This is a genomic window from Tundrisphaera macrotermitis, assembly GCF_051175315.1.
In the GTDB taxonomy this organism is placed as follows: Bacteria; Planctomycetota; Planctomycetia; order Isosphaerales; family Isosphaeraceae; genus Tundrisphaera.
Map to the genome: position 1 here is coordinate 5,425,080 of NZ_CP195100.1, position 25,294 is coordinate 5,450,373.

The 25,294-nt window shown below is 70.9% G+C and carries 16 protein-coding genes; 3 read left to right on the plus strand and 13 right to left on the minus strand.

The window, feature by feature from the left end; all coding sequences use genetic code 11:
• Positions 1 to 3 precede the first annotated feature (3 nt).
• The 3 genes from TA3x_RS22060 to TA3x_RS22070 are packed head-to-tail and all read right to left on the minus strand — an operon-like array spanning position 4 to position 2,821.
• Positions 4 to 1,119, minus strand: coding sequence for a D-TA family PLP-dependent enzyme (locus TA3x_RS22060; RefSeq protein WP_435016831.1), 1,116 nt, complete (start codon positions 1,117 to 1,119; stop codon positions 4 to 6).
• Positions 1,116 to 2,441: an amidohydrolase gene (locus tag TA3x_RS22065; protein ID WP_435016832.1), complete on the minus strand. Its 1,326-nt coding sequence runs from the start codon at positions 2,439 to 2,441 to the stop codon at positions 1,116 to 1,118. Before TA3x_RS22065 ends, TA3x_RS22060 begins: the two co-directional genes overlap by 4 nt.
• 59 nt (positions 2,442 to 2,500) lie before the next feature.
• Positions 2,501 to 2,821, minus strand: a complete 321-nt coding sequence (locus TA3x_RS22070) for a tetratricopeptide repeat protein (RefSeq protein WP_435016833.1) — start codon at positions 2,819 to 2,821, stop codon at positions 2,501 to 2,503.
• A 279-nt stretch (positions 2,822 to 3,100) separates the two neighbouring features.
• Between TA3x_RS22070 and TA3x_RS22075 the strand changes: the two genes are divergently transcribed.
• Positions 3,101 to 4,633, plus strand: a complete 1,533-nt coding sequence (locus TA3x_RS22075; RefSeq protein WP_435016834.1) for a hypothetical protein — start codon at positions 3,101 to 3,103, stop codon at positions 4,631 to 4,633.
• 101 nt (positions 4,634 to 4,734) lie between these two features.
• On the plus strand, positions 4,735 to 6,804 hold the full coding sequence (gene nadE, locus TA3x_RS22080) for an NAD(+) synthase (protein WP_435016835.1): 2,070 nt from the start codon (positions 4,735 to 4,737) through the stop codon (positions 6,802 to 6,804).
• On the opposite strand, the gene TA3x_RS22085 is transcribed toward nadE, so the two are convergent.
• The 4 genes from TA3x_RS22085 to TA3x_RS22100 form a co-directional block, all read right to left on the minus strand.
• The gene (locus TA3x_RS22085; protein WP_435016836.1) at positions 6,765 to 7,655 is read right to left on the minus strand and encodes a hypothetical protein; all 891 of its coding nucleotides are present in this window, start codon (positions 7,653 to 7,655) and stop codon (positions 6,765 to 6,767) included. The two genes, nadE and TA3x_RS22085, sit on opposite strands and share 40 nt — an antisense overlap.
• 55 nt (positions 7,656 to 7,710) lie before the next feature.
• Complete coding sequence (locus tag TA3x_RS22090) at positions 7,711 to 9,711, minus strand: YjhG/YagF family D-xylonate dehydratase (protein ID WP_435016837.1); 2,001 nt, start codon at positions 9,709 to 9,711, stop codon at positions 7,711 to 7,713.
• 360 nt (positions 9,712 to 10,071) lie between these two features.
• Positions 10,072 to 11,424 (minus strand): DUF1501 domain-containing protein, encoded by a 1,353-nt coding sequence (locus TA3x_RS22095; RefSeq protein WP_435016838.1) that lies wholly within the window; start codon positions 11,422 to 11,424, stop codon positions 10,072 to 10,074.
• A 25-nt stretch (positions 11,425 to 11,449) separates the two neighbouring features.
• The gene (locus tag TA3x_RS22100; RefSeq protein WP_435016839.1) at positions 11,450 to 13,960 is read right to left on the minus strand and encodes a DUF1549 and DUF1553 domain-containing protein; all 2,511 of its coding nucleotides are present in this window, start codon (positions 13,958 to 13,960) and stop codon (positions 11,450 to 11,452) included.
• Positions 13,961 to 14,186: 226 nt separating this feature from the next.
• Between TA3x_RS22100 and TA3x_RS22105 the strand changes: the two genes are divergently transcribed.
• Positions 14,187 to 14,738: a GbsR/MarR family transcriptional regulator gene (locus TA3x_RS22105; RefSeq protein ID WP_435016840.1), complete on the plus strand. Its 552-nt coding sequence runs from the start codon at positions 14,187 to 14,189 to the stop codon at positions 14,736 to 14,738.
• A gap of 5 nt (positions 14,739 to 14,743) precedes the next feature.
• Here TA3x_RS22105 and TA3x_RS22110 read toward each other — a convergent pair whose 3' ends face one another.
• From TA3x_RS22110 to TA3x_RS22135, 6 genes are all read right to left on the minus strand, one after another.
• Positions 14,744 to 16,195, minus strand: a complete 1,452-nt coding sequence (locus tag TA3x_RS22110; protein ID WP_435016841.1) for a hypothetical protein — start codon at positions 16,193 to 16,195, stop codon at positions 14,744 to 14,746.
• On the minus strand, positions 16,192 to 18,627 hold the full coding sequence (locus TA3x_RS22115; protein WP_435016842.1) for an ABC transporter substrate-binding protein: 2,436 nt from the start codon (positions 18,625 to 18,627) through the stop codon (positions 16,192 to 16,194). The genes TA3x_RS22110 and TA3x_RS22115 overlap by 4 nt, the downstream gene beginning before the upstream one ends.
• Entirely contained in the window at positions 18,624 to 22,226 is a 3,603-nt protein-coding gene (locus TA3x_RS22120; RefSeq protein WP_435016843.1) for a PQQ-binding-like beta-propeller repeat protein, read from the minus strand. The genes TA3x_RS22115 and TA3x_RS22120 overlap by 4 nt, the downstream gene beginning before the upstream one ends.
• A 60-nt stretch (positions 22,227 to 22,286) precedes the next feature.
• A complete protein-coding gene (locus TA3x_RS22125) occupies positions 22,287 to 23,210 on the minus strand; it encodes a hypothetical protein (RefSeq protein ID WP_435016844.1) in 924 nt (307 codons plus the stop codon).
• Positions 23,207 to 24,802: a HEAT repeat domain-containing protein gene (locus TA3x_RS22130; RefSeq protein WP_435016845.1), complete on the minus strand. Its 1,596-nt coding sequence runs from the start codon at positions 24,800 to 24,802 to the stop codon at positions 23,207 to 23,209. The genes TA3x_RS22125 and TA3x_RS22130 overlap by 4 nt, the downstream gene beginning before the upstream one ends.
• Before the next feature lie 82 nt (positions 24,803 to 24,884).
• Entirely contained in the window at positions 24,885 to 25,160 is a 276-nt protein-coding gene (locus TA3x_RS22135) for a hypothetical protein (protein ID WP_435016846.1), read from the minus strand.
• Positions 25,161 to 25,294: the final 134 nt, after the last annotated feature.

Below are 25,294 nucleotides of genomic sequence, written 5' to 3' on the forward strand. Positions count from 1 at the left end.
CCCTCAAACCTTGATGACGCGCTGGCGGGCGGCCACATCCCAGCAATCGACCAGCTTGCCGTCCTCGACGACGTAGGCCCAGGCGTGCAGGGCGCAGGTCGGGCAGACGTGGGTTGGGATGGCCAGGAATGGCGTGCCCGGAGGGAAGGAGGCCGCGTCGGCCGTCTCCACGACGAGGTGTTCCTCGCTCTGGCCGCCGAGCGTGGCGCCGTCGAGCCCCAGCAAGGTCAGCCGGTCCCCGGCCGGGTCGGCCGCCACGGCCTTGTGGCCGAGGTCCAGGGTCAGGCGGTCGGGCCTGGGCTGGCTCACGACCCGCGTCAGGAGCAAGGCGGCGGGCGTGAACGGGAGGTCGGGGAACTTCCCGGCGTAGCTGCCATCGTGCAGGACGCAGGTGCCCGGCGAGCACTCCGCCCCTTCCGTCTGGACCTCGGCATGGACCGGGAAGGTCGGCGTCCCGCCCAGGACCAAGCGGGGGACCGGCAGCCCGAGGTTCAGGATCTGGCTGCGAAGGCCGTGGACCGCCTCCAGGCCGGGCGCCGCCGCCCTTTTCCGCTCGTCCAGGTCGAAGTCCCGGACATGGCCGTCGTAGGCGTGGAGGCCGTCGGGCCGGAGGTTGGGCAGGGCGTTGACCAGCCGGTACAGGCTCAGGGCATCCTCTCCCACGGCGATCCCGGTCCGGCCCATCCCGGTGTCCAGGTCGACCAGGGTCGGAAACGGCTCGTCGAAGTCGGCCATCGCCTCGGACAGGTCCCAGGCCGAAACCGGGTGATCCACGGTCGCCCGGAAGGTCGTCTCGGGGAACGCCTTGCGGAGCTTGGCCAGCCGGCCCAGGTTGGGCCCGACGGTCGGGTAGGCGAGCAGGACGTCGGTCCCGCCCGCCGCCGCGATCATCTCGGCCTCGGCGATCGTGGCGCACTTGTGCTTGCGGATGCCCATCGACTCGGCCAACTGGACGAGCTGGGGCATCTTGTGGGTCTTGACGTGCGGGCGGAGCCGGCCGACATCACCCGCCATGGCGATCATGGCTTCGAGGTTGCGTCGGACCTCCGCGCGGAAGATGACCAGGGACGGGCTCAGCAGATTCTCGACGTCAGTGATCGGGTAGCGGGCGTCGATCATCGATTCTCTCGGGAGGTAACTGCGGGAGGGAGCAAGTCCACGACGGCGGCCGTCATGGCGCGGATGCCGGTCCGGAGGGTGGGGGCGGGGTCGGGATGGAACAGCGGCGAATGGAGCGAAGGCAGGGTCTCGCCCTTCGCCTTCGCCTCGGCCAGCCGATCGGGCGGGATGGTGCCCAGCCGGAACATGAAGGTCGGCACGCCCCCCTGCCCGAACAGGCCGAAGTCCTCGGCCCCCATCGTGGGGTCGACCTCGACCAAGTTCGCCTCGCCGCCGATGCCCCGGGCGATCGCCGGCATCACCCGACTGACCAGGCTGGGCGTGTTGATCGTGGCCGGGGTCGATTCGTTGATCACGACCGACGGCTCCGGGGCGCGATGGGCTTTCGCCAGGCCGTCGGCCCGGCGACGGATCCCTTCTACCAGTTGTGTGGTGACCTCGGGCCGGAACGACCGCAGGGTCATCTGCAGGAGGACGTCGTTGGGGATGATGTTGTGCTTGGTCCCGCCCTGGATCGACCCCACGGTGACCACGGCCGAGTGGATCGGGTTGACCTCGCGGCTCACGATCGTCTGCAGGTCCAGGACCAGCAACGAGGCGAGGACGATGGGGTCGACGGTGTTGTGGGGCATGGCCCCATGGCCCCCCTTGCCCCGGACCGTCACCTCGACCGAGGTCGATCCGGCCATCGCCGGGCCGGCGATATAGCCGATCTTGCCGGCTTCCAGGTCGTGCGCCACGTGGAGGGCCAGGGCGAAGTCGGGCTTCGGGAACCGGGTGTAGAGGCCGTCGGCGAGCATCTCCTTGGCGCCGCCGATCTTCTCCTCGGCCGGTTGACCGATCAGGACCACCGTGCCCGACCACTCCTTCTTGTGCTCCGCGAGCCAGCGGGCCACCCCGACCAGGCAGGTCATGTGGACGTCGTGGCCGCAGGCGTGCATCACCGGCACGGTCTTGCCGGCGTCGTCGGTGGTGGTCGCCTTGCTGGCATAGGGCAGCCCGGTCATCTCGGCCACCGGCAGGGCGTCGAGGTCGGACCGGACCAGGACCGTCGGCCCGGGCCCGTTCTTGAGGATCCCGACCACGCCCAGCTTGCCGACGTTCTCCGTGACCTCGGCCCCGGCGTGACGCAGCTCGTCGGCGATCCGGCCGGCCGTCTCGACCTCGTGGAACGACAGCTCGGGATGCGCGTGCAGGTGCTCGTAGAGCTTGAGCAACTCGCCCTGATGCCGGTCGATCCAGGCGACGGCATGATCGTCCCCCGCCGCGGCGCGGGCGATCAGCAACGCGGACAGGGCCAGGCCGAATCGCGTCCAGGTCATGGTCGAGGTTCCCCGTAGATCGAAGCCAACGCCATCAGATGAGACCGAACGGTCCAGGATCAATCCAGGCCGTGCTGCTTGTTGAAGGCGATCGCCTTGGCATGCTCCGCCTCGGGGATCTTGCCGCATCGCTGGTAGACCACCGAAAGGGCGGTGTAGCTGAACGTGTCGTCGGGTTCAAGCTCGACGACCTTCTTGGCGTGCTCGATGGCCTTGTCGGGGATGGCGAGGTCGACGAACAGCTTGGCGAGCATGCCGTGGCCGATGGCAAAGCTCGGGTCCGCCGCGATCGCCTCTTCCAGCTTGGCCACGGCCCCGGGCTTGTCGCCGGCGTCGCGGAGGTCCACGGCCTGATCATACAGTTCGTTCGGTGTCGGCATCGGTCGGGCAACTCCCCCATCGTGAACGTCGGTACGCGGCCTCATTCTAAGGGACCGGGTCGGCACTCCGCCAGGGCATGCCCTGCGCCCGCCGTCCGGGTCCCGTCCCGGGCGAGCCGACGGAACAGAACCCCCGGTAGGCCCCGGAAATCGCCTCAAGTTGCGGACGATTCGGGCCGACAAGGCGCGATTGACCAAACTCCCCATCCCGCATAAGATCCCGCCCCGATGGGTCGTCGCTTTAGGAAGGCGACGGGGACAAGGCAAGGAGGTCGAGCGATGGCAACGATGACGGGTCTTCTCGCACTGGCTTTGGTGGGGGCCGCCCCGGCGGCCGATCCCTGCGACGAAGCGATCTCGGTGCAGGTGCGGGTCTTCGACATGGACGGGCTGGGGTGGAGGTCCGAGGCGCACCCGCGCCTCCGCCCAGTGGCCAACCGGGGAACGTCCACGGTCTGGACGGCCGACCGCTCCTTGCTCGACGACCTGGTCGCGCGTGCCAAGATCGTCTCTACGACGCCCCGGGTCGATGCCGTGGGCGAGGCGGCCGTCTCGAACATCAAGCCGGTCCATTATGTGGCCAGGCAGGATCGGGTCGGGGGCACGACCACGCCGATCTCCTTCAAGCCCGCCGTCGAGACGATCGATGCCGGGATCGAGGCCCGGGTCCGGGGCCGGAAGCTCGACCAGGGGATGCTGGCCCAGGTTCTGATCTCCGACACGCGGGTCCTGGCGATGCACCAGGTGAAATTCGTCGAAGACCTGCACCCGACCAAGCCCGCCCCCGATGCCCCCAAGCCCACGGACAACGCGGCCGTCGGCGCCTTCCTGAAGACGACCTTCGGCGTCAGCCTCGCGACGAAGTGCGAGGGCGGCGCCGAGGCCATCGGCACCAACATCCAGGTGCCGGAAGTGGCCCACGCCGAGATCGAAGGCGAGTGGCTCATCCCCAACGACGGCATCCTCGTGGTGAGCCTGGGCGTCGACACGGTCGCCAACCACCTGGGCCGGGCTATCCCCCGCGAACGCCTCGCCGTGGTGGAGCTCAGCAACGACCAGCCCCCGACGCCGATCGCCGTCTCCCAGCTCAACCAGGCCCTGACCGAGGACACCCTGGCCCTGATGGCCGTCGACCCCGCCTTCCAGCACAATCCGGACTCGGGCCGCATCCAGCCGTTCGCCGGCCGGAGCTACGCCGACATCGTTGCGAACATCGATGAGGTTCCCACGGGCCGCCTCGCTGTCAAGCAGGGCCTCAACGAGTACTATGGCCAATTGTTCAGGACCCAGGACGAGGCGGTCGTGACCGCCAGCTTCGACGACGCCGCCCCGACCCAGCCCATCCTGCCGACCCCGGCCGCCCCGTCGCGGATGCTGCCCCTGCCGGTCGACGGCAACGGCAACGTGGTCGAGCTGCCCCCGCTGCCGATCGCGGCCTCGACGCTGGATGAGTCGCTGCGTCCCGCCGCCAACCAGCCGAGCCCGCAGTCGGTCCACCTGTCGATGGCCGATCCCGCGATCTCGCAGGCCACGTTCCTGGCCCCGGCCCCCGGAGTGACCACGACGACCGTCGTGTCGACCTCCGGCCCGTCGCTCGGCTTCGGCATCCAGATGAAGGACGGACAGGGCACCCCGGTCCAGGAAGTCGAGAAGGACCTGACCACGGCCCTCAAGACCCCCGGCAAGACCGAGACGATCCGCGTCCCCCTCGGCGGCAGCCTGTCGCTGGAGATCAAGGCCACGGTGGTCCCGTCCCGGTCCGCCGAGCCCGCCGTCGCCGACGGCTCGGGCGACTCCGCCGACCGCAAGTGAGCGATCGATCGCGGTAAATTGACCCATCCCCCAACCGCGGTGTACCTTGAAGGCGTCGATCCGGCGCGGCAAGGGCATGGCGGGAGGGGGCGGGGTTCATCATGGTGGACGGTCAGCAAGCACACCTGGCGGCGGCCTCGCTCAACCAGACGGTCGGCGACTGGGCCGGCAACGAGAGGCGGATCCGCGAGGTCATCGCCGAGGCGCGCGGCACCGGGGCGAAGCTCCTGCTCCTGCCCGAGATGTGCGTGCCGGGCTACAGCCTGTGCGACCGCCTGCTCCGCCTGGGGACGCTGGAACGGTCCTGGGATGTCGCGATGCGCCTCGCCGACGCCACCCAGGGCATGGCCGTCGCCGTGGGCCTGCCGATCTCGCACGAGGGGGTCGTCTTCAACGCGATGGCCCTGCTCGCCGACGGCAAGCTCGTCGGGCTGGCCGCCAAGGAGAACCTCGCGGTCGGCGACGTCCAGTACGAGAACCGTTACTTCCAGCCCTGGAGCCACGGCCGCGTCGTCGAGTTTCGCGGCCCGGATGGGACGACCGCCCCGCTCGGCACCCAGATGTACCAGATGGACGGGCTGGGCACCTTCGCCTTCGAGATCTGCGAGGACGCCTGGAAGGGGCTCCGGGTCGGGTCGACCTACGCCCTCGCCGGCGCCGAGATCCTGCTGAACCCGTCGGCGTCGTGGTTCTCGATCGGCAAGCATCGCAATCGTCGGCGGCTGGTCTCGCAGATCAGCCAGCAGGACCACTGCGTCTACCTCTACACCTCCTTGCTGGGCTGCGACGCCACCCGCCTGATCTTCGACGGCAGCCTGTTCCTGGCGGTGGACGGCCGGATCGAGGTCGAGGGGCGTCGGTTCGTGTTCACCCGCGAATGGGAGATGATCCACCGGGTCGTCGACCTCCGCGAGGTCCGCCACGCCCGGATGGAGGAAGGCTCCTGGGGCAGCCAGGCGACCCGGGCCAATGCGGGGGCCTACGGCAAGACCCCGAACCTGGTCCGCGTCCCGGGCGACTTCACCACCGACCGCGTCGCCCCGGCCCCCCCGCCCTACTGGATCCCGCCGGAACCAGCCCACCCGGACCCCTCGCTCCGCTATCTCGAAGACTCCGCACTCGGCGGTCGGGCGATCACCGAGCGCGACCTGAACCACATCGAGCTGGAACTGGCCCTGGCCTTGGCCCTGCGCGACTACACCGGCAAGACCGGCATCAAGACGCTCTGCCTGGCGCTGTCGGGCGGCCGGGACAGCGGGATGGTGGCCCTGCTGGTCCAGCGGATGCTCCGCTACAATCACCCCGAACTTTCGGCCGAGGCCCTGGCGCGGCTGGTCCGCGACCGGTTCCTGTGCGCCTACCTGGCCACCGAGAACTCGGGCGAGAAGACCCGCGAGGCCGCCCGCGCCGTGGCCGAGGAACTCGGGGCCCGGTTCATCGACGCCAAGGTCCAGCCGGCGCTGACGGCGGCGCACGAGGTCGTCGAATCGATGATCGGCGAGCCGTTGTCCTGGTCCAACCCGGCCCACGACATCCCGCTCCAGAACGTCCAGGCCCGGGTCCGGGGGATGCTGATCTGGACGATCGCCAACCTCCACAACGCCCTCCTGCTGGTCACCAGCAACAAGAGCGAGGCGGCCGTCGGCTACACCACGATGGACGGCGATTCCAGCGGCGGCCTGGCCCCGATCGCCGACGTGCCCAAGAGCCTGATCAAGCTCTACCTCGATTGGGCGGCCGACTTCCACGACCTCCGGTCGCTCCAGAAGATCAAGGCGATGGAGGCCAGCGCCGAGCTGAGGCCCCCCGGCGAGGAGCAGACCGACGAGGCCGACCTGATGCCGTTCCTGGTGCTGGACCAGCTCATGTTCGCCTTCGTCCAGCTGGCCCTCGACCCGGTCGACATCCTCCGCCGCCTCTGGCCGACGTTCCGGGCCCAGTACGACGGCGACCTCCGCCGCTTCGCCGCCGAGATCCGCAAGTTCGTCCGCCTGTTCTGCTTCGCCCAGTGGAAGCGCGAGCGGTTCGCGATCAGCTTCCGGGTCACGGCGTTCGACCTCGATCCCAAGACCGGCCTCCGCTTCCCTCCGGTCCAGGCCCCGTTCACCGAGGAACTCGCCGCGATGGACGCCTACGTCGAGGAAGTGCTGGCCGCCGGGGGCGACGGCTGAACCCTGTTCGACCATCGACGATGTATCCACCAGGCCAGGAGCAAAACGAACCCAAGCCAGGCCAGCCCGAACGCCTGATCCGCGAACCAGAAACCGCTCATCGGCCGGAAGAACGTGTCGCGTTGGAAGAGTGCGTAGGCCATGATCGGCGTGCAGGCAATGGCCCCGGCCCATTCGGTCCAGGGCCAGGAACGACGCCCCGGCCACCGCGACGCCAGGGCGATCGTGGGCACGGCGAACATCAGCCAGACTGGGGTCTCGGCGATCCGTTCCTGGGCCTGGATGGCGAGCAAGCCCGCGGACGACCCCCCGAGATCGCCGAAGGGGGACAGGAGGAACGGCACCTCCTTCTGGACGACGGCGAGCGGCCCGCCGAGTGCGATGATCGCGAGGCCCAGGACCCCTACAGCATTGAGCAAGGGCGGGACTCGCCGGGAGATCGCGGCGAGGGCGGCAAATCCCACGATCATCACCAACGTCCAGGCAGCGGCGATGATCCATCGCGCGGCCGAGAAGTCGATCCCATAGCGGATCACCAGGGGCTGTTCGGCGAACATCAAAGCCTGCGGATGGAGGCCGACGACCCCAGAAGCGGCCATCAGGGACGCGAGCCATTCGCCGGGCCCGATCGGTCGCCGATGCCGGGCCGACCGCGCCAGGGCCGCGGCCGAGATCGCCATGCTGCTTGCCCACACCATCAGGAATAGCAGGATCATCACATAGGCGGTCGTCGCGAGCGGGTAGTAGAAAATCGCCATTCCGGGCAAGCGCTCGATGGCGAAGGCCAGCGCCACCCCCACGGAAAGGGTCATTGCGTCGCCCAACGTCATCCACCGGGATTCTGGTCGCATTTCTTTCTGTCCTCGGCCGTCACGAGTGAGCGGCTCATGGACGAGGCTCCTGGGGTCAACCGCCGGAGATCTTGCTCGCCTTCCCCGCTTCCAGGGCCGCGACGATCGCCCCGGTGTCGTAGACGCATCCGCCCCAGGTGCCGCCGCCCAGCGCCTGCATGGCCGCCCAAAGGCGGGTGTCGTCCGGCAGGTTGGGGTCGGGGGCGAGGTCGGGATGCGGCTCGCGGTCGACGAGGAGGACTGCCGCCTCCTCGGGCGACAGGTCGCGGCCCTCGGCCCCGATCAGGTCGACCGTGCCCGTCAGTCGGATGCGGTCCACGGTGATCCGGATCGTGTCGCCGTCGCGGATTCGGCCGATCGGGCCCCCGGCCAGGGCCTCCGGGCCGACGTGGCCGATGCAGGCGCCCGTGGAGACGCCGGAGAACCGGGCGTCGGTGATGACCGCCACGTCCTTGCCGAACGACAGGTGCTTGAGGGCCGAGGTGACCTGGTAGATCTCCTCCATCCCCGCGCCGATCGGCCCTCGGCCGATCAGGACGACCACGTCGCCGGATTTCACGGGCGACCCCCCCTGCCCCTTGATCGCGGCCACGGCGTCGCTCTCCCGGGTGAAGACGCGGGCCGGGCCGGTCTTGCGGTAGACGCCGTCGGCGTCGACCACGGTGGGATCGATGGCCGTGCTCTTGATGACCGACCCTTCCGGGGCGATGTTCCCTCGCGGGAACGTGATCGTGCTGGTCAGCCCCCGCTGGCGGGCGCGGTCGGGATCCATGATCACGTCGTCGGGATCGACCTGATCCTCCTGCATCAGGCGAGCGCGGAGCCGGGTCCGGCGTTCGCTCGCGGCCCAGGCGTCGAGGTCGTCGCCCAGGGTCGCCCCGTTCGCGGTCAGGACCGAGGTGTCGAGCAATCCGAGATTCCTGAGGTGGAGCATCACCTCCGGGACGCCCCCGGCCAGATAGACCCGGATCGTCGGGTGGTAGTTGGGCCCGTTCGGGAGGACATCGACCAGCCGGGGGACGCTGCGATTGACCTCGGCCCAGTCCTCCACGGTCGGCCGACGCAGGCCGGCGGCGAAGGCGATCGCGGGGATGTGGAGCAGGAGGTTGGTCGACCCGCCGAACGCGGCATGGACGACCATCGCGTTGCGGATCGAGGCGTCCGTCAGCAAGTCCTTGCCGGACAGGCCGCGTCGCGAGAGGGCGACCACGGCACGGGCCGATCGCCGGGCGACGTCGCGCCAGATCGCCTGGCCCGACGGGGCGAGCGCGGCGTGGGGGACGGTCAGCCCCATCGCCTCGGCCACAACCTGCGCCGTGGCCGCCGTGCCCAGGAACTGGCAGCCGCCGCCGGCCGTGGCGCAGGCCCGGCAGCCGAGTTCGGAGGCTTCCTTGAGCGAGATCTCGTCGTGGGCGAACCGGGCGCCGATCGACTGGATCTTGCCGGCGTCCTCGCCGTGGGCCGGGGGCAGCGTCACCCCGCCCGGAACCAGGATGCCCGGCCACTCCCGAGAGCCCGCCAGGGCCAGGAGCATCGCCGGCAGCCCCTTGTCGCAGGTGGCCACGCCGAGGATCCCCTTGCGACGCGGCAAGGAACGGATCAGCCGGCGGAAGACGATCGCGGCATCGTTGCGATAGGGGAGGCTGTCCATCATCCCCGGCGTGCCCTGGCTCCGGCCGTCGCACGGGTCGGACACCATCCCGGCGAACGGGGCCACGCCCAGACCGCTCAACTCCTCGGCCGCCTCGCGGACCAGGAGCCCGACTTCCCAGTGCCCGGTGTGATATCCGAGGGCGATCGGCGATCCGTCCTCGGCGCGGAGCCCGCCCTGGGTGCTGAGGATCAGGTAGGGGTCCCGATCGACCTCCGACGGCTTCCAGCCCATCCCCGCATTCTGGGTCAGCCCGAAGAGGTCGCCCGACGGCCAGTAGCGGAGCATGTCTTCGGTCAGCGGCAACGATCCCGACGGCCCCTCCGCCCGGGTCTGGACGTCGAACAGGCCGGGTTCGGCCGTCCCGAACGGGTCGGATGGAGTCGTTTGCTTGGGGGTGTTCATGGTGCCCATCGAAGCTGGGGGCGAGAGTGGTCGAGAAATCCGATCGTAGGGGATTTCCCGCGTCACAATCGGGAGGGGTGCCCGGTAATCCTGGCATCGCAAGCGAACCGTCGATGGCTCGGCCCGGTGACCAGTCGGCCGCTCCCCCGATCCGCGAGAAATCCGTCGGCCATCATACTCCAAGATGCCGCCGATGGTCGCCGGGGCCGTCCTCATCGACCGGTCACGACTTGCTCTCCTCCGGCACGCCGATGGGTGGCCGCCGGACGTCCTGCATGCGAAAGCATGATCGAATAGCGATCGAGGCCGGCCGATCCCGCGAGGGCGGCCGGCCTCGTGGCTTTGGCGGACCGGGCGTCCTCAGCCCTTGGCGACCAGCTCCCGGAGCGCCGTGCCGCCGTCGACCAGCCGGACCGGCCGGCCGTCGGGGGTCGGGAACTGATACTCGGGGTCGATCCCGATCGCCGTGTAGATGGTCGCCGCCAGGTCGGCGGGCGTGACCGGGCGCTCGGCCGGGGTGTCCCCCTTGGCGTCGGTCCGTCCGATCACGGCCCCCTTGGGCATCCCGGCCCCGGCGAGCAGGGCGCAGTTGGCCCGGCCGTGATGGTCGCGGCCGGCCATCCCATTGATCTTGGGGGTCCGGCCGAATTCGCTCAGCATGACGACCAGGGTCTCGTCGAGTAGTCCGAGCCGTCCCAGGTCTTCGAGCAGGGTCGCCAGCCCGATGTCGAGGGGCGGGGCGAGGTCGTTCTTGATCCGGGGGAAGTTCTGCTGGTGGGTGTCCCACTGGAGCTGGGCCGAGCCCCGGTTGTTGATCGTGACGAACGAGACCCCCGCCTGGATCAGCCGCCGGGCCATCAGGCACGACTGGCCGAACGGGGTCCGGCCGTAGGCGTCGCGCATCTCGGGCGTCTCGTCGCCGATCCGGAACGCCGCCTGGGCCTTGGACGAGGTGAGCAGGTCGTAGGCCTTGTCCGTGAAGTGATCCCGGCTGGTCGTCAAAGGGGTCGGGGCGATGTCGCGGGCGAACTGGTCGAGCGAGCGGACCATGTCCCGCCGGCGCCGGAGGCGGTCCAGCGTCACCCGGTCGGGCGGGGTCAGGTCGCGGACCCGGAAGTCGGCCGCGGTCGGGTCGCCCCCCACGGCGAACGGGTCGTAGGCCGGGGTGAGATAGCCGCTGGAGGCGAAGATCGGGGCATCCGGCAGGGCGACGTACGGCGGCATCGCCCCCCGATCATCCTCGATCGACTTGGAGACCACGCTCCCATAGCCGGGATAGACCAGGGCCGGGGTCGGCCGGTAGCCGGTCATCAGGTGGTGCGCGGCGCGATCGTGCTCGGCCTCGGGCGACGTGACGCTGCGGACCAGCGTGACCCGGTCCATCATCGTGGCGAGCTTCGGGAACACCTCGCTGATCCGGAGGCCGGGGACCGCCGTGTCGATCGGCTTGAACTCCCCCTTGATGTCGGCCGCGGCGTCGGGCTTGGGGTCGAACGTGTCGAGGTGCGAGGCCCCGCCCGCCAGCCAGATCATGATGCAATGCTTGACCTTGCCTGGCTTGACCCCGCCGGTGCCCGAGGCCCGGGCCGCGTGCTGGAGCCGGAACAGGTCCCCCAGGCCGAGCCCGATCGTCGAGAACAGCCCCGCCTTGAGCAGGGCGCGGCGGTCCGGGCCGGGGCAGCGTCGCGACGTTTCCGAGGATTTCCGGGCCACGTTCGCCCCTCCTTCCGGGTACGGATCAGTGGTTGAACGAGAACTCACGCGAGTTGAGCAGGGCCCAGAACAGGTCCTCGGCGACCTCGCGGCGGGTCGCCTCCGGGGCCAGTTCGGCCGCCCAGCGCGAGGTTTCCTCGGCGGTGGGCGTGCGGCAGATCGAGCGGAGGTAGAGGTTCTCGACGATCTCCTCGGGCTCCAGCCCCAGCTCGAACAGGTTGGCCAGGTAGCCCCGGGGGGCGGACACTTTCCCCTCGACCGCGTCCCCGCCGATCAGGAGCAACGACTGGCGGAGGCTCAGGGCCGGGTTGGCCACCGGGGCGCAGCCGTTGATCCGGGCACACCGGCCGAAGGTCTCCAGGATCGTGCTCGGCGTCGCCGGGTCGACGATCTCGATGGCGCGGGTGCCGGCCGGCTTGTCCCGATACCGATTGACGACCTCGGTGGCCTGGGCCAGAGCGTCGGCCATCTGGTGCGCGGTCAGCGGCCGGGGGATTTGGTGCGAGAATAGCCGTTGGTCGGACTCGTTGCCCGGCACCGTGGCCGAGGAGAGCCCATAGGCCCTGGAGGTGGCCACCGTGCGGACGAGATCGCGGAGGTCGAACCTGTGCTCCACGAAGTGACGGGCCAGGGCGTCGAGCAACTCCGGGTGAACCGGGGGGTTGGACCGCGACAGGTCGTCGGGCGGGTCGGCCAGCCCCTTGCCGAAGAACTGGGCCCAAACCCAGTTGGCCATCGCCCGGGCGAAATACGGATTGTCGGGCCGGGTCATCCAGGCCACCAGGGCGACCCGAGGATCCTCGGTCTTCTCGGCCCGGATCGGCTCGCCGGACAGGAGGCGGGGCTCGGCCGGCTTGCCGGTCCGCTGATGCTCGACGGAGCCATCGGGATCGATCGCGACCGGGGCGCGGGCCATCATGCCGGGCCCCCCTTCCGGCCGGCGCCGGGCCTTGGCGAAGGTGGCCGCCAGGCCGTAATAGTCGTCCTGGGTCCAGACGTCCGATGGGTGGTCGTGGCACTGGGCGCAGCGGATCCGCAGGCCCAGGAAGCGCTGGGCGGTCTTCTCGGCGGCCACCTTGGGGTCGGTCGCCTCCAGGGCATAAGCCGCGGCCCCGCTGCCGTCGCGGCTGGCCGGGTCGCCGAGCGCCGTGAGGAGTTCGCGGACCATCGCGTCCCAGGGGGTGTTCTCGATGAGGCGTTTCGCCAGCCAGGCCTCGTAGTTGTAGGCCGCGTTGCCCAACTCGGGCCGGCTGGTGGTGATCTCCAACATGTCGCCGAGCTTGATCTGCCAGAACCGGGTGAAGTCGCGGCTCGCCAGCAGGGTGTCGACCAGCTTGACCCGTTTGTCGGGGTCGACGTCCTTGAGGAACTCGCGGATCCGGTCGGGGGTCGGCTGCTGGCCGGTCAGATCAAGCGACACCCGGCGGAGGAACGCCGCGTCCCCGGCCTCCGGGCTGGGCGGGACCTTGAGCGATTCGAGCCGCCGGAACAGGGCGTCGTCGATGAAGTTGCGCCGGGGCAGCGCCGCGAAGTCGAAGGCCAGGTCGGGATTGATCAGGGTCGCCAGGCGGGTGGGAACCACCTGGGTCTGATAGCGGATCACCAGGTCGGCCTCGGCGCGGCGGAGCAGGGTCACCCGGCCCCGGGCGTCGATCGTGGCCGCCGAGTCGTCGTTGACCCGGTAGTTGGCCAGCCGGGTCACGTCGCGGGTGTGGCCGTCGGCATGGGTCGCCACCACGCGGAGTTGCGTCGATCCCGGTTCGTCGAGCCGGACGTCGCCGGGCTCGACCGCCACCCGGACCGTCCGGCCGTGCCCGCCGTCGGCCTTCATCGGTGCGCCCGCCCGGAGCCAGCCGAGCAGGATCTTCTCCTCGTCCGATCCGGGGCGGATCCGCGCCCCGCCGACATGAGGGATGGCGCCGGTGGCCTTGGCGACGACCAGGCTCGACTCGGGTCGGACCGTCGAGACGCGGCGGCCGCCGAGGTCGCGGGTCAGGCTCCGGTGATCGGCCTCGGGGTCATACCCGAACAGGGAGAGGTGGAAACCATTCTGGCCCAACGCCCGGCCGTGGCAGTTCCCCGCGTTGCAACCCACCTTGGTCAGGATCGGCTCGATGTCCTCGGCGAAGTCCCAGGCCCGGGGCTTCGCCGCGACCACGATCGTCGACTCGACCCGCGACGGGCCGGCCATCGCGACGATCTTTGCCGTCCCCGGCCCGACCGGGCGTGCGAACCCCGTGGCGTCGATGGCCACGACGCCATCCGGGGTGGCCGTCCAGGCGACCGCGGCCGTCAGGTCCTTCCGGCCCCCGTGCGTCCCGTCGCCATCGACGATCATCTGGACCCCGGGGTCTCCCGGCTCGATGGTCGCCGTGGCGGGATGGACCCGAATGGTGGGAGGAGGCGGGGTCGGCGTCGCGACGACGGCCGGCGCGGCCGGTTTCGGCTCGACCGGCGTGGCGGGCCGCCCGCCGCAGCCGATGGCCAGTCCCAGCGCTCCGATCGAGGCGATGATGGGGGGGAATCGACGGGACAACGGCCGCCCCTTTCGGTTCTGATGGCCGATCGCGAAGCCATGACAATCGTCGTCGCTTCCAGGCCGATCCTAATCCATGTCCGAATTCGATGCAAGGATGGCCGGGCGTGCCACCGGTGATTCGCTCCTTGAGTCGGAAGATTCTCTTATTTCTTGAGATTTGACGCCGGCCAGAACTCTCGTAGAATTTCGGTGCGGACCGAAAGGACAGTCGGGGGCGAAATCGATGGAACTGACGCCGGCCTCGAAGAAGTTCGTCCTCCACTGGGGGGAGATGGGCCAGGCCTGGGGGATCAACCGGACGATGGCGCAGGTCCACGCCCTGCTGTTCGTCGCCCCCGAAGCCCTCGATGCCGAGGAGATCAGCCTGTCCCTCGACGTCAGCCGGTCCAACGTCTCGACCAGCCTCCGGGAGCTGATCACCTGGGGGGTGGTCCGGCGGGTCCACATCATCGGCGACCGCCGCGACCGGTTCGAGGCCCTCAAGGACGTGATGGAGACGTTCCGGGTCATCATGGCCGAGCGTCGGCGGCGCGAGATGGACCCGACGATCGCCCTGCTGGAGCACTGCGTGGAGGAGGCCAAGGCGGGCGGGCCGGACGAGGCCTACACCCGAGAGCAGCTCGAAAAGATGCTCGCCTTCACCCAGATGCTGACCGCCTGGTACAACCAGATCGATCGCCTGCCGACCTCGGCCCTCCGCCGCCTGTTCATGGGCGGTGGGAAGCTGGTCTCGTTGTTTGGCGGGGCGTCCGCGCCCGAAACCGGCGAGCCCTGACCCGATCAGGGCATGGGCGGCGTAGCGGCGGGCTGGGGCTTCGCCTTCTCCTTCGCCGCCTCGGCTCGCGCCTGCTGGAGCATTTCGTCGTAGGCCCGCATCGTGTCGTCGTCGAGGTAGCGGGCGATCAGGGCCGCGGTGTCGTCGAGCTGGGCGCGGGCGTTCTTGGTCAGGACCAATGACTTGAGTTCAGCCTCCTGCCTCGCCCCCTCGACGCGGATCTGTTCGAGCCGGGCCTCGAATCGGTCGCGCGGGGTGAGCTTGCGGAACTCCCGGATCGTCTCGGCCAGCCCGTCCCAGTCCTCGCCGTCGGCGCGGGCCTTCATCCGCAGTTCGAGCCGGGATCGCGAGGCCACCACGTCGATGATCGCGTCGCGGAGGGCGTCGAGCCGGGCCTCCAGGGCGAGGGTCGCCGGCCGGGTCTCGACCGGGATCACGCGTTCCTCGCCGGCCTCTCCGGGCATGATCGGGAACTCGACCATCGGCTCGGAGCTTCCGGCCATCAGCCGGAGGATCGCCAGGCCCGAGGCGAACCCCGGCTCCAGGACGATCCGGCCGTCTCGGTCGGTCGTGCCCACCTCCCGGGACCGGCTCTCGCCGGCCTCGCGCACCGTCAGGACATAGCCGGAGGCCGGCCTCTTGTCGGATCGGGCCACGAACCGGAGCCGGGTCGGTTCCAGTGCCGGCTTGATGCCCAGGGCGATCAGCGTATTCTTGCGAGCATAGCGGTTGGAAAGCGGGTCGCTCACCCCCCGGATGATCCCGCACCGGGCCCGCGCCCCGTCCATCGACTCGACCGGGAAATAGCTGTAGGGGACCTCGCGGACCTCGGGGGGGCCGCCTTCCCTGGGGAAGATCCGCAGCACGCGGAACACGGTGCCCGCCGCCGCCACGGCGCCGATCGGGCTGGCGGGGGCGAGACCGCCGCCGCGGACCAGGAAGTCCACGCCGCCTCCCCCCTGCTGGCCCACCTCCGCGAGCGGGGCGAAGATCGCCAGGCTCACGTCCAGGAGCCCACGCGGGGCGTCGGCCGGGAACAGGACCGACCGGCGATGGACCTGGCCGAGCCACCCGGTCGCGGCGTCATATTCGCGCCCGATCAGCAGGAAGCCCCGACCTTCGGGCCGGACCTCGATGAACCAGGCCTTGTCGGCCGCCCCGGCCAGTTGCTTCATCGCATCGGCCGAGGCGTCCTCGACCGACCGCCCCGGCACGGGCTCGGTCCCGTCGACGACCTCGATGGACCAGGCGGTCCCCACGAAGCGATGGACCAGGTTGAGCCAGGCGGCGATGAACTCGGACTTCCTCGCCCCATCGATCCGGGTCCCGACCTCGAAATCGACCCGGGCGCGGATCGTGTAGGGCCGGAGTTCGTGGGGGGGGACGGTCTCGGCCGCGGGCGACGGGCCCGGGCCGATCAGGATCACGCCCAGGAAGATCGCGGCGAGGCGACTCATCGATCCTTGCCGATCCACGGCTCGATCTCCCATTGGGCGATGTCCTGATAAACGTGCTCGGCGACCGCGGGCGGCCCCTTGAGCCGGTCCCGCCAGGCGAAGTGGGAATCGGCCTGCCACAGCGGGAGGACGGGCATCTCGTCGCGGCTCTCCCGGTCGATCTGGAGCGCCAGGCCGCGGGCCGCCGTGGTCTCCGGGGCCCGGTCGAGCTGGAGCAGCAGCTGGAGGATCCGCGGGCTGGCCAGCGAGGCCAGGGCGTCCGCATCCGGCGGGGCATCGTATCCGGGGCAGAGCATCGGGCCGAGGTCGTGGAACGGGTCGCCCGCCCGGGCGGCCCGGTACGCCAGGTCGAACCGCCGGCCGGCCCGGAGATCGGACTCCAATTCGGATTCGGGCCGCTCGCGGGGCGTGACCTCGACCCCGATCAGCTTCCACGCCTCGATCAGCCGGGGGCAGACCGCGCGGGCCTCGGCGATCGCCGGATAATCGAACGTGAAGCTGAGCTTGGCCCCGTTCAGCTCCTTGGTCGCGGCGGCGACCAGCAGCCGGGCCAGCAGCGGGTCGTACTCGAACGGCGCGACGTCGGGGGCGTCGAACGGGGAGCCCTTCAAGGCCGGGCCGTCGGCGACCCGGTTGCCTCCGTCGGCCGGCCGGCGGAGGACCACCTCTTCGAGCAGGACGCGGCGGTCGATGGCCAGCGACAGGGCCCGCCGGAGCGTCCGGTTGCGCAGCGTCGGAGTGCGGCCGTCGATCGCGATCCGGTGGACGCTCGGCGTGGCGAGCCGGCCGACCTTGATCCCCGGCTCGCGAGTCAGGTCGGGAACCTGCGCGGGCGGCACCCGTTCCAGCAGCGAGACCCGACCCTGGACCAGCGCGGCGACCCCGGCCGAAGGGTCGAGGAACCGGGCCTCGCGGATCCGACGGATCCGGCCCGGGCTCGTCTCCGCCACGGCCCGGTAGCGCGTCGCTTCGGCCTCGGCGGCATCCAGGGCGAAGGCCCCGTCCCCGACGGGCCAACGCCCCCGGCCAGGGAGCGTGACCCGGCCGTCGGCCGAGGCGTGGGCCGGCCCGATCGGCCCGACCAGCCAGAGTTCGGGCTTCATGGTCGGCCGGGACAGGCGGACCTCGACCCGCTCGTCGCCCACCGCCTCGACCCGCTCCAGGAGGTCGGCCCATCGGGCATTGAAGCCCGGGACCGACGGCGTGGCGCGATCGGCCAGCGCGCGGGCGACGTCCACCGCCGAGGCCGGGCGGGACCCGTCCGACCAGACGAACCCATTGCGGATCGAGATCTGGAGGCCCCGACCCAGGTCGGTGCTCACGACTCGGGAAGCCAGCTGGCCCGGGTTCTCCCCGCGTGAGAAGGCATCATCCACTCCGCCCAAAATCGGCACGTACAGCAGACGCCCGGCCCGCTCACCGGCCGGCGACCGGGGCCACGGGCCGACCGGCCGGGCCACGTCGGCGACGGCGACGTCCAGCGTCGGGTTGGCCCGGAAAGCGTCGGCCAGCGTCGACTCCAGTCCGGGCAGGTCGGGCCAGATCCGCGAGGCTTCCGCCAGGAGGTCGAGCTTCGCCTCCGGGCCGGATCGGCCGGCCTCATCGACCAGGGCGCGGGCCCGGTCCTCGAAGCGGGCCCGCGACCGGCGGGCCTCGTCGTGGCCGGGGACGAGGCGGTCCAGTTCGCGGAGCAGCCGCCTCCCTTCGGCGAAGTCCCCCTCCTCGAACATGCGGGCGATCTTCTGGCCGAAGGACGCGGCCAGCTTGTCGCCGAGCCCGGGATAGTCGGGCTTGCGGTCGCGGAGGTCGCCCAGGAGCCGAAGCCCTCGGGCCCCCCCGTCGTTGTCCTCCAGCGCCCGGCTCCCTTCCTCGAACAACAGCCGATTCACCTTGTCGCCAAGCCCTGGCCAGTGGGGGTTGCGGGCCCGGACGTGGAGGAGACGCTCGAAGGCACGCGAGAAGTCCTCGGCCGTGATCAGCCGATCCGCCTCGGCCAGGAGCATGTCCTCGTAATACTCGACCGCTTTGATCGAGGCCCGCTTGACCCGGAAGTCCCGATCCTCCCCTTCGAGCAGGTGGATGATGATCTCGGGCTCTTCGTCCTCCTTGGCGTTCTCCTCGGGCCGCCGGTTGCGACGCCTGATGGCCTTGCGGGCCCGTTCTTCCAGCTCCTCGACCTCGGTCTTTTCGCGGACCTTCTTGGTGTCGATCGGCGGCAGGGGACGCGGCGAGAGCGGTTCGACCTCGATGACCGAACGGTCGATCAGGGTGATCCGATCGAACGGGGCCCGCTTGACGAGTTCGGCCTCCTTCCCCGCCGGTTCGGCCTTCTGCCCGAGGCCCGGGCGCGGGAACGCCCAGGACGCGGCGACGACCAGGATTGCGCCGACGACCAGCCCGGCCGAGCGCCTGGGGAAACGGTCGGTGCTCATGGCGGCGAGGCTCCTGGCTGCGGGAACGGGAGGCAGCGGAATGTGCCCACGCCCTCCGGGATCACGAGGTCGGCGCCGGCGGCCATCGGCCCACGGGCGGGGAGCAGTTCGAGCGGGATGGGCCGGCCCGGCGTCCCATCGGCGGTCGACGCCGGCCGGGCCCAGCCGTCGCGGGTCAGGAACCAGGCCCAGCCGTGGCGGATCGTGGGCGAGCCGACCACGCGATCCCCCTCGATCCGGGTCGACCAGAGCTTGCGGCCGTCGGGCGCGAAGGCCCAGGCCGTATTGGCGGCATCGACGACCAGCCCGAGCCCGCCGATGGCGATCGGCCCGAGGATCGGGGACGACGCCAGCGGCCACGTCCCCTGGGTCGTCAGGTCATGCGCGGCCAGCGAGCGGATCGTCCCATCCCTCCCGGCGACGAGGATCGCGGCGCCGGTCGAGGCCAGGTCACCGAGCGGGGGGTTATCTAGTCGGACCTCGGCCGTGGCGACCAGGCGGGGCCGGGGCGACGATTCGCGGACGAGCCGGCGGAGCAGACCGTCGGCGTCGGGCAGGAGCATCGCGTCGTCATCCAGGGGCCGGGGCGTCAGCCAGCGGATCGGCCGGGATCGGTCGAAGGGCGGGACGAACGGGTCGGCGGCCGACGCACCGGTGCTCGGGTCGATCAGGTAGGCCCGCCCATCCCGGCCCGGGATCAGCAGGTGCGGGCCCCAGGCCACCGGCGTGGCCCCGAGCGGCGCCGGAAGGTCGACCCGGACGAACTCGGGGGAGTCGGCCCGGACCAGCAGGTGATCCGCGCCCGGGGACGGGACGATCACCGTGGCCCCGCCGATCTCGATCCAGGCCGACGGCTCGGCGGGCAGTTCGGGTGCCCCGGCCCGGGGCAAGGGTTGCTCGACGAACCCGCCGGCGCGGAGCCGGTCCGCGCCCAGGGTGATCGCTTTCCCGTTCGCGCCCAGGGCCGACACGCCGTCGCCCGTCGGCGAATCGACCGGCGCAATCGGCCAGGCGGCGCCGACCACGGTCCTCCACAGGACCGAGCCGGTGGCCGCATCGACGCCCCAGATCGACGCCCCGGGCGCCCGGGCATCCTGCTGGGTGAGCACCGCCGTCCGCCCGTAGATCCGGGGAGCGAGGAGCGCCGGCCCGGCCGCGCCCAGGGTCCAGGCGGCCTGGAGTCGGCCCCGCTCGGGATCCAGCTCGTATCGGCCCGAGAGCCCCGACGCCACCCAGACCTCTCGATCGCCCCGGGGCACGACGAAGCTCGGCCCCGCGGCGTCGGCGGCGGGCGGGATGCGTGCGATCGGAGAGAACGGGGCCTTGGCGTCGTACAGGCCGATCGCGTAAGCGACCAGCTCGTTCCGGTCGCTGGCCGACCAGATGACCGACCCCGACACCTCGGGCGTGGCCCAGGTCCAGCCGCCGACGACAACTTGCTGGGCGAGCCGGATCTTGGTCCCGGACTCGTCGACGACGTAGATCCACCAGGCCCCCTCGTCCAGCCCCTGATTCACCGGCAGGACCAGGAACCGGCCCGCCAGCGCCGGGGCGCAGGCGATCGAGCCGGGATCGTGGCCGGTGAACTCGACGGCCACGCACGACAGGGGATCGAGCCCGACCACGAACAGGCATCCATCTTCGGCCACCAGGTAGAGATGGCGGGCCGACTCGTCGGCCACCGGGGTTGCCGCGATCGATCGGCCCAGGTGCAGGGTCGCCCGCAGGGCGCCCGAGGCCAGGTCGATCTGGAGCAGACGGCCGTCGGGCGTGGTTTGCCAGACCTGATTCCCCAGGACCAGCGGCGGCTGATGGATCGGGCCGCCCAGCTCCTGGCGCCAGGCGATCGCGCCGGTGCGGCCCTCGATCCGGACCAGTTCGTTGGATCGGGCGTCGAACGCCAGCGAGGCCGGCGCCGCCCCGGAGATCGGGACCGGGCCGAACGGCGACCCGACGCCCACCGAAACCTGCCAGAGGGGGGCGCCGGTGTCGGCATCGAGCCCGAAGGCGAACCCGTCGGCCAGGGCATAATGGATCGCCCCCCGGTCCGAGGGACGCTTGCCGGGATCGAGCCGGTAGACCACGGAGATTGGCGGCCCGAGCGGCCCGGGGCGGGCGCCGACCTGGGCCGTCCGGCCGGCCGGGTCGAGGCGCACCGCCGCCCGGATCAGGTCGTTGGCCGCGATCATCCGCTTCGAGATCTCGCGATCGGCCGAGAGGTCGGGATGGCGTCGGACCAGTCGGGTGCGGGCGGCATAGACGTCGTCGGGCCGGCTCGCCTTGAGCCCGGCGTCCATCCCGGCCAGGGCCTCGGCCCGCGCCTGCTTCTTGTCGATGGCCGCCCGGGCCGCTGCCAACTTCGAAGGGATGCGAGACCGCTCGACCAGCGACGCCGCAGCCTGCCCGGCCAGGCGATCGTGGAGCGTGACGGCGGAGCCGGCATCGGCCAGCGCGGTCGGATCGCCGAGGTCGCGGGCCCGGTCGGCCAGCCCCTCGGCGATCTTGCGGAGCTGCTCGGCCAGGTCCATCTTCGAGTCGGAGAACTCCGGCAGGGCACCAACCTCGCCGATGGTCGCGATGGCCTCCTTCAGGGCGTTTCCCCACGACGTCCCGACCGAGCCGGTGTGCTGCCGCACCTTCGCCATGCCCCGCAGCACGCGCGCCTTGCCGACCCGCGGGTCGCCGGGGTTCTCCGCCACGAACCGGTCGAATGCCTTGATCGCGGCCCGGTCGTCGCCGTCCTCCATCCGGGCGATCGCGTCCGCGAACAGACGGCGTGCGGCCCCCTGGACGATCAAGCCCCGGAGCAAGAAGCTGAACAGGATCAGGACGGCCAGGGTGGCGATCAGGGCGATCACCATCGGCGAGGAGAAGACCCGCTCCTCGCCCGGAGGGCGTTCCCAGAGCCTCGACCATCGCTCTTTCAGGCCCGCGGAATTCCGGATCTTCGGGCCGGCCCGCGCGATCGGATCTTCTTCGGCCCGGAACTCCTTGATGTCTTCGGCGAGGAGCGTGTTGACGTCCTCGAAGTCCTGGGCCAGCGGCCCGGATTCGCCGAACTTCATGCGCCTCAAAAAATCCTTCGGGCGTCGCGATGCGGGCCTCAACGGCGGCGGCACGGGGCGAGATGGGGGAGACGCAGGCTCGTCAGCGATCGGGATCAGGTCGCCCTCCAGCTCGATCGAGGGGGGCGCCATCTCCATCTTGTGGAACGGGACGGGTGCGGGGGCCGGGGGCGGCGGTGGTGCGGGGCGGCCCCGCGTCGGGTCGGTCTGGACCACGGTCTTGTCGCCGTGGGACACGTCGTCGGCGGTGCTCAGGACGAAGATCCGGGCCCCGCCGACCAGGGCCTCATCCCCCTGATACAGGCTGGAGGAGACGAGCTTCTTGCCGTTGACCTCGAACGGGGCGACCCCGGGGGAGGCGTCGATCTTGTAACGCCGCTTGCTCCAGCGGATCCGCCCATGGAACGGCGAGACGCCCGGCCCGTTGAGCACGACGTCGCACAGCGGGTCGGACCCGAAGGTGGCCGGCGTGTCCCGGGTGATCCGGTACCGTGAGACCCGGCCGTCGGCGTCGTGGACTTCGAGGGTCGCCATGGGTGGTTCGACGGTCTCCGCGCTCGATGGTCAATGGGGCCGGCCGGGCCCTCGCCCGGCCTAACGCAGCCCTTCCTGGGAGATCACCTCGAAGCCATAGCCCGACCCGAGCTGGACCACGCCGAAGCGGGTGCTCCGGATCTCGCCCGGCTGCCGCCCCTTGTAACGGACTTCCAGCTGGGCCAGCGTCTCCTCGACCTTGTCGGGATAGAACTGGAAGATTACCCCTTCGCCCACCTCCGCACCCGCCTTGGCCAGCAGGGCGAGGTCCGACTCCTTGCGGCCCTGCCCGCGCCAGACGAAGTAGAGCCGTCGGTCGTTGGCGCCGGAGCCCAGGCGACGCTCGGGCCGGGCCTGCGAGAATTTGGAGTAATACGCGAGCTGATTGCCGGACACGATGGCCAGCTCCACACCCAGGGCGTCGAGCTGCCGGGCATATTCGTCGGGGGTCTGGCCGGTCTTGAAGACGATGCTCCAGCGATCCTCGCGGCTGACCCCGCCGTCGCCGGGGCCGAAGCCGAAGCCGGGCATCCCGTTGCCAACCCTGGAGCGGCGCTTCCCCGAGGCGACCCGGCCGCCGTTGGGCATCACCGCACCGACGTCGACCTCGGCCAGTTCCTGCCCGGGATCGGTGGCGGCATCGAGCAGGGCCGACGGACGGGCCTCGACCGAGGGTTCCTCGAAGTCGGGGGCTTCTTCCTCGTTGTTGGACGCCTTGTCGGCGGCCGCCCCGCCCGGGACGTTCACCGACTCGACCCCGCCCATCTGCCCGTCGGGCCGGCCCCCGCCTCCTCCGGCCACCTCGATGATCTGCACCGGGCGGGCCACCCGCGTGGCATAGGCCAGGCTGGTCGCCGCGATGATCGAAAGCCACCCGAAGACGATCAGGGCGCCGAGGATCAGGGCCAGGAGCAGCGAAGTGACCCGATCGTAGGCCGACTCGCCGATCACGCGAGGCTCGATCGGGACGGTTGGGGGGCTCATGGTCCCCTCCGGTTCGGGCCCGGATCGGGCGGGAGCGGTGGGCTGCCGGCGGGGCGGGCCCCTTCGTACCAGGCCCTCCAGGACTTGACTGCCGCCTCGACCTGATCCGGCGTGGCGTCCCGGGGCGGGCCGAACCCATCGATGCGCCTTGACAGGAGTTGCAGGCCATCGCGGGCCTCGTCGCGCACGCCGGGGTCGGGGTCGCGGAGGGCGGAGATCAGGTCCGGGGCGACGCCCAGTTCGCCGGTCCGGGCGAGCCCCCAGGCCGCCACCCGCCGGACCCCCTGGTCGGGGTCGGACAGCAGCTTGTGGAACCGGGCCTCATGGGGGCGGAGCGCCTTCGACCCGTCGACCTGATACCGGGCGACCAGACCGGCCAGGGCGGAGGCGGCGTCCACGACGCGGGGATCTTCCAGGACCGCCAGCATCCCCTCGACGGCCCCGTCCATCGGGCGGGCGACGACCCGGCCGCCGGCCACCGAGATCTGGCTCAGGTCGGCCGGCAGGCCACGACCGCCGATCAAGGTGCCGGCCCCGAGGCGGCGGAGCTGGAGCTTGCGCACCGACTTGGCCGTCGATTTGGTCAGGAACAGGACGCCCCAGGCGGTGTTCGGGCCGTCTCCATAGGTGGCGGTCCAGTTGCCCCCCGACTGCTGGGTGGCGGCCAGGAATCGGCGGCCGTCCTCGAACCAGTTCTGCTTGCCCAGCGTGGCCTGATCGGCCAACGCCCCGATCCGCTCGATCCCATAGAGGGCGTAATAGGGCGAGTGGCCGACCACGTCCGGCTGGCTGGTCGAGAAATTACGGGTCAGCCAGTTCAGCCCGCCGCGGATCGCCCCGGCCAGGCGTCCTTCGGCGACGAGGTCGGTGGGGGTTCGCCGGCCCGCCTCGGGCGTCACCGGGATCAACAGCGGATTGGGCGGTTTCAGGTTGCGGAACGGGGCGAGCTGCCGGAAGCAGATCAGGAGGCTGCCGGTCCCGGCCGCCGTCATCGACATCGTCTCCGGCCCGCTCTCGTCGCGGTGGTAGTTCCAGCTGCCGACCGGGCTCTGGGTCCCGATGAACCAACGGGCCGCCCGGTTCCAGACCTCCGGCTCGATCGCGAAGCCGACGTTGTCCGCTTCCCAGAGGCCGAGCACCGCATATTGCGAGATCGAGGTGTCGCCCGCCGAGCGGAAGTCGTAATCCCACGACCCGTTGGGCTTCTGCTTGGACAGGATGTGGCGGGCCGCCCCCTCGATCTCGGCCCGATAGGCGACCGGGTCGAGGTTGGCCAGGGCCATCAGGGTCACGGACGCCTCGTAGACGTCCGGCCCGCCGCCGCTCTCGGGCCTGTAGTTCGACCCGCTGAACCGGGCCCGGATCTTGCCCAGGGCATCGGCGACCATCGGGTCGGAGGCCGGGACCTCGGCCTTGATCAGGGCCAGGGCCTTCAGCGCCGACTCGCCGGTGTTGGCCCCCCCGGATGCCTGGAGGTAGCGGACGCCCCGCGCGACGTTGGGATCGGCATCGATCGCGCCGGCCAGCGTCGGCGCGCACAGGACCCCCGCCGCGATCATCGCCGTCAGTCGCCAAACGACGGGATGGCCCATGAAGTCGCCTCGCCTCCCAACCGACGCCGTACGGGTCGCCACTGATATCATGATATCCCGGCGGGGCAAGCAAGGCGAGCGGTCAGATCGGCTGTCGGTGGAGGGCGCCCCCGTGCGATCGGCAGGCGGCCTCGACGCGGTGCCGGAGAGCCTCGGGGCAGGCGATCGACAGGATCATCCCCTGCCCGCCTTCGATCAGTTCGGGCGGGGTGATGCCCAGGCGGTCGCTGGGCACTCCCAGGCTCGTGACGAGCTGGATCGCCGCATTGCCCAGGGCCGAATTGCGGAAGAAGGCGACGACCCGGGGCATCGGGTCGCCATCGTGCACCACGCCGGGGCGGATCTTGGGCGATTCCATCGTCGATTCCAACTTTCTCTGAGCGTGTCGTCCACCGATCCACCCCCGAGTGTGACACCCGGGCGATCGGTTCGCAAGGGAAGACGCCGAGCGGCCGGGGGCCGGTTCTGCTACGATGGTCGCTCCAGAGATGA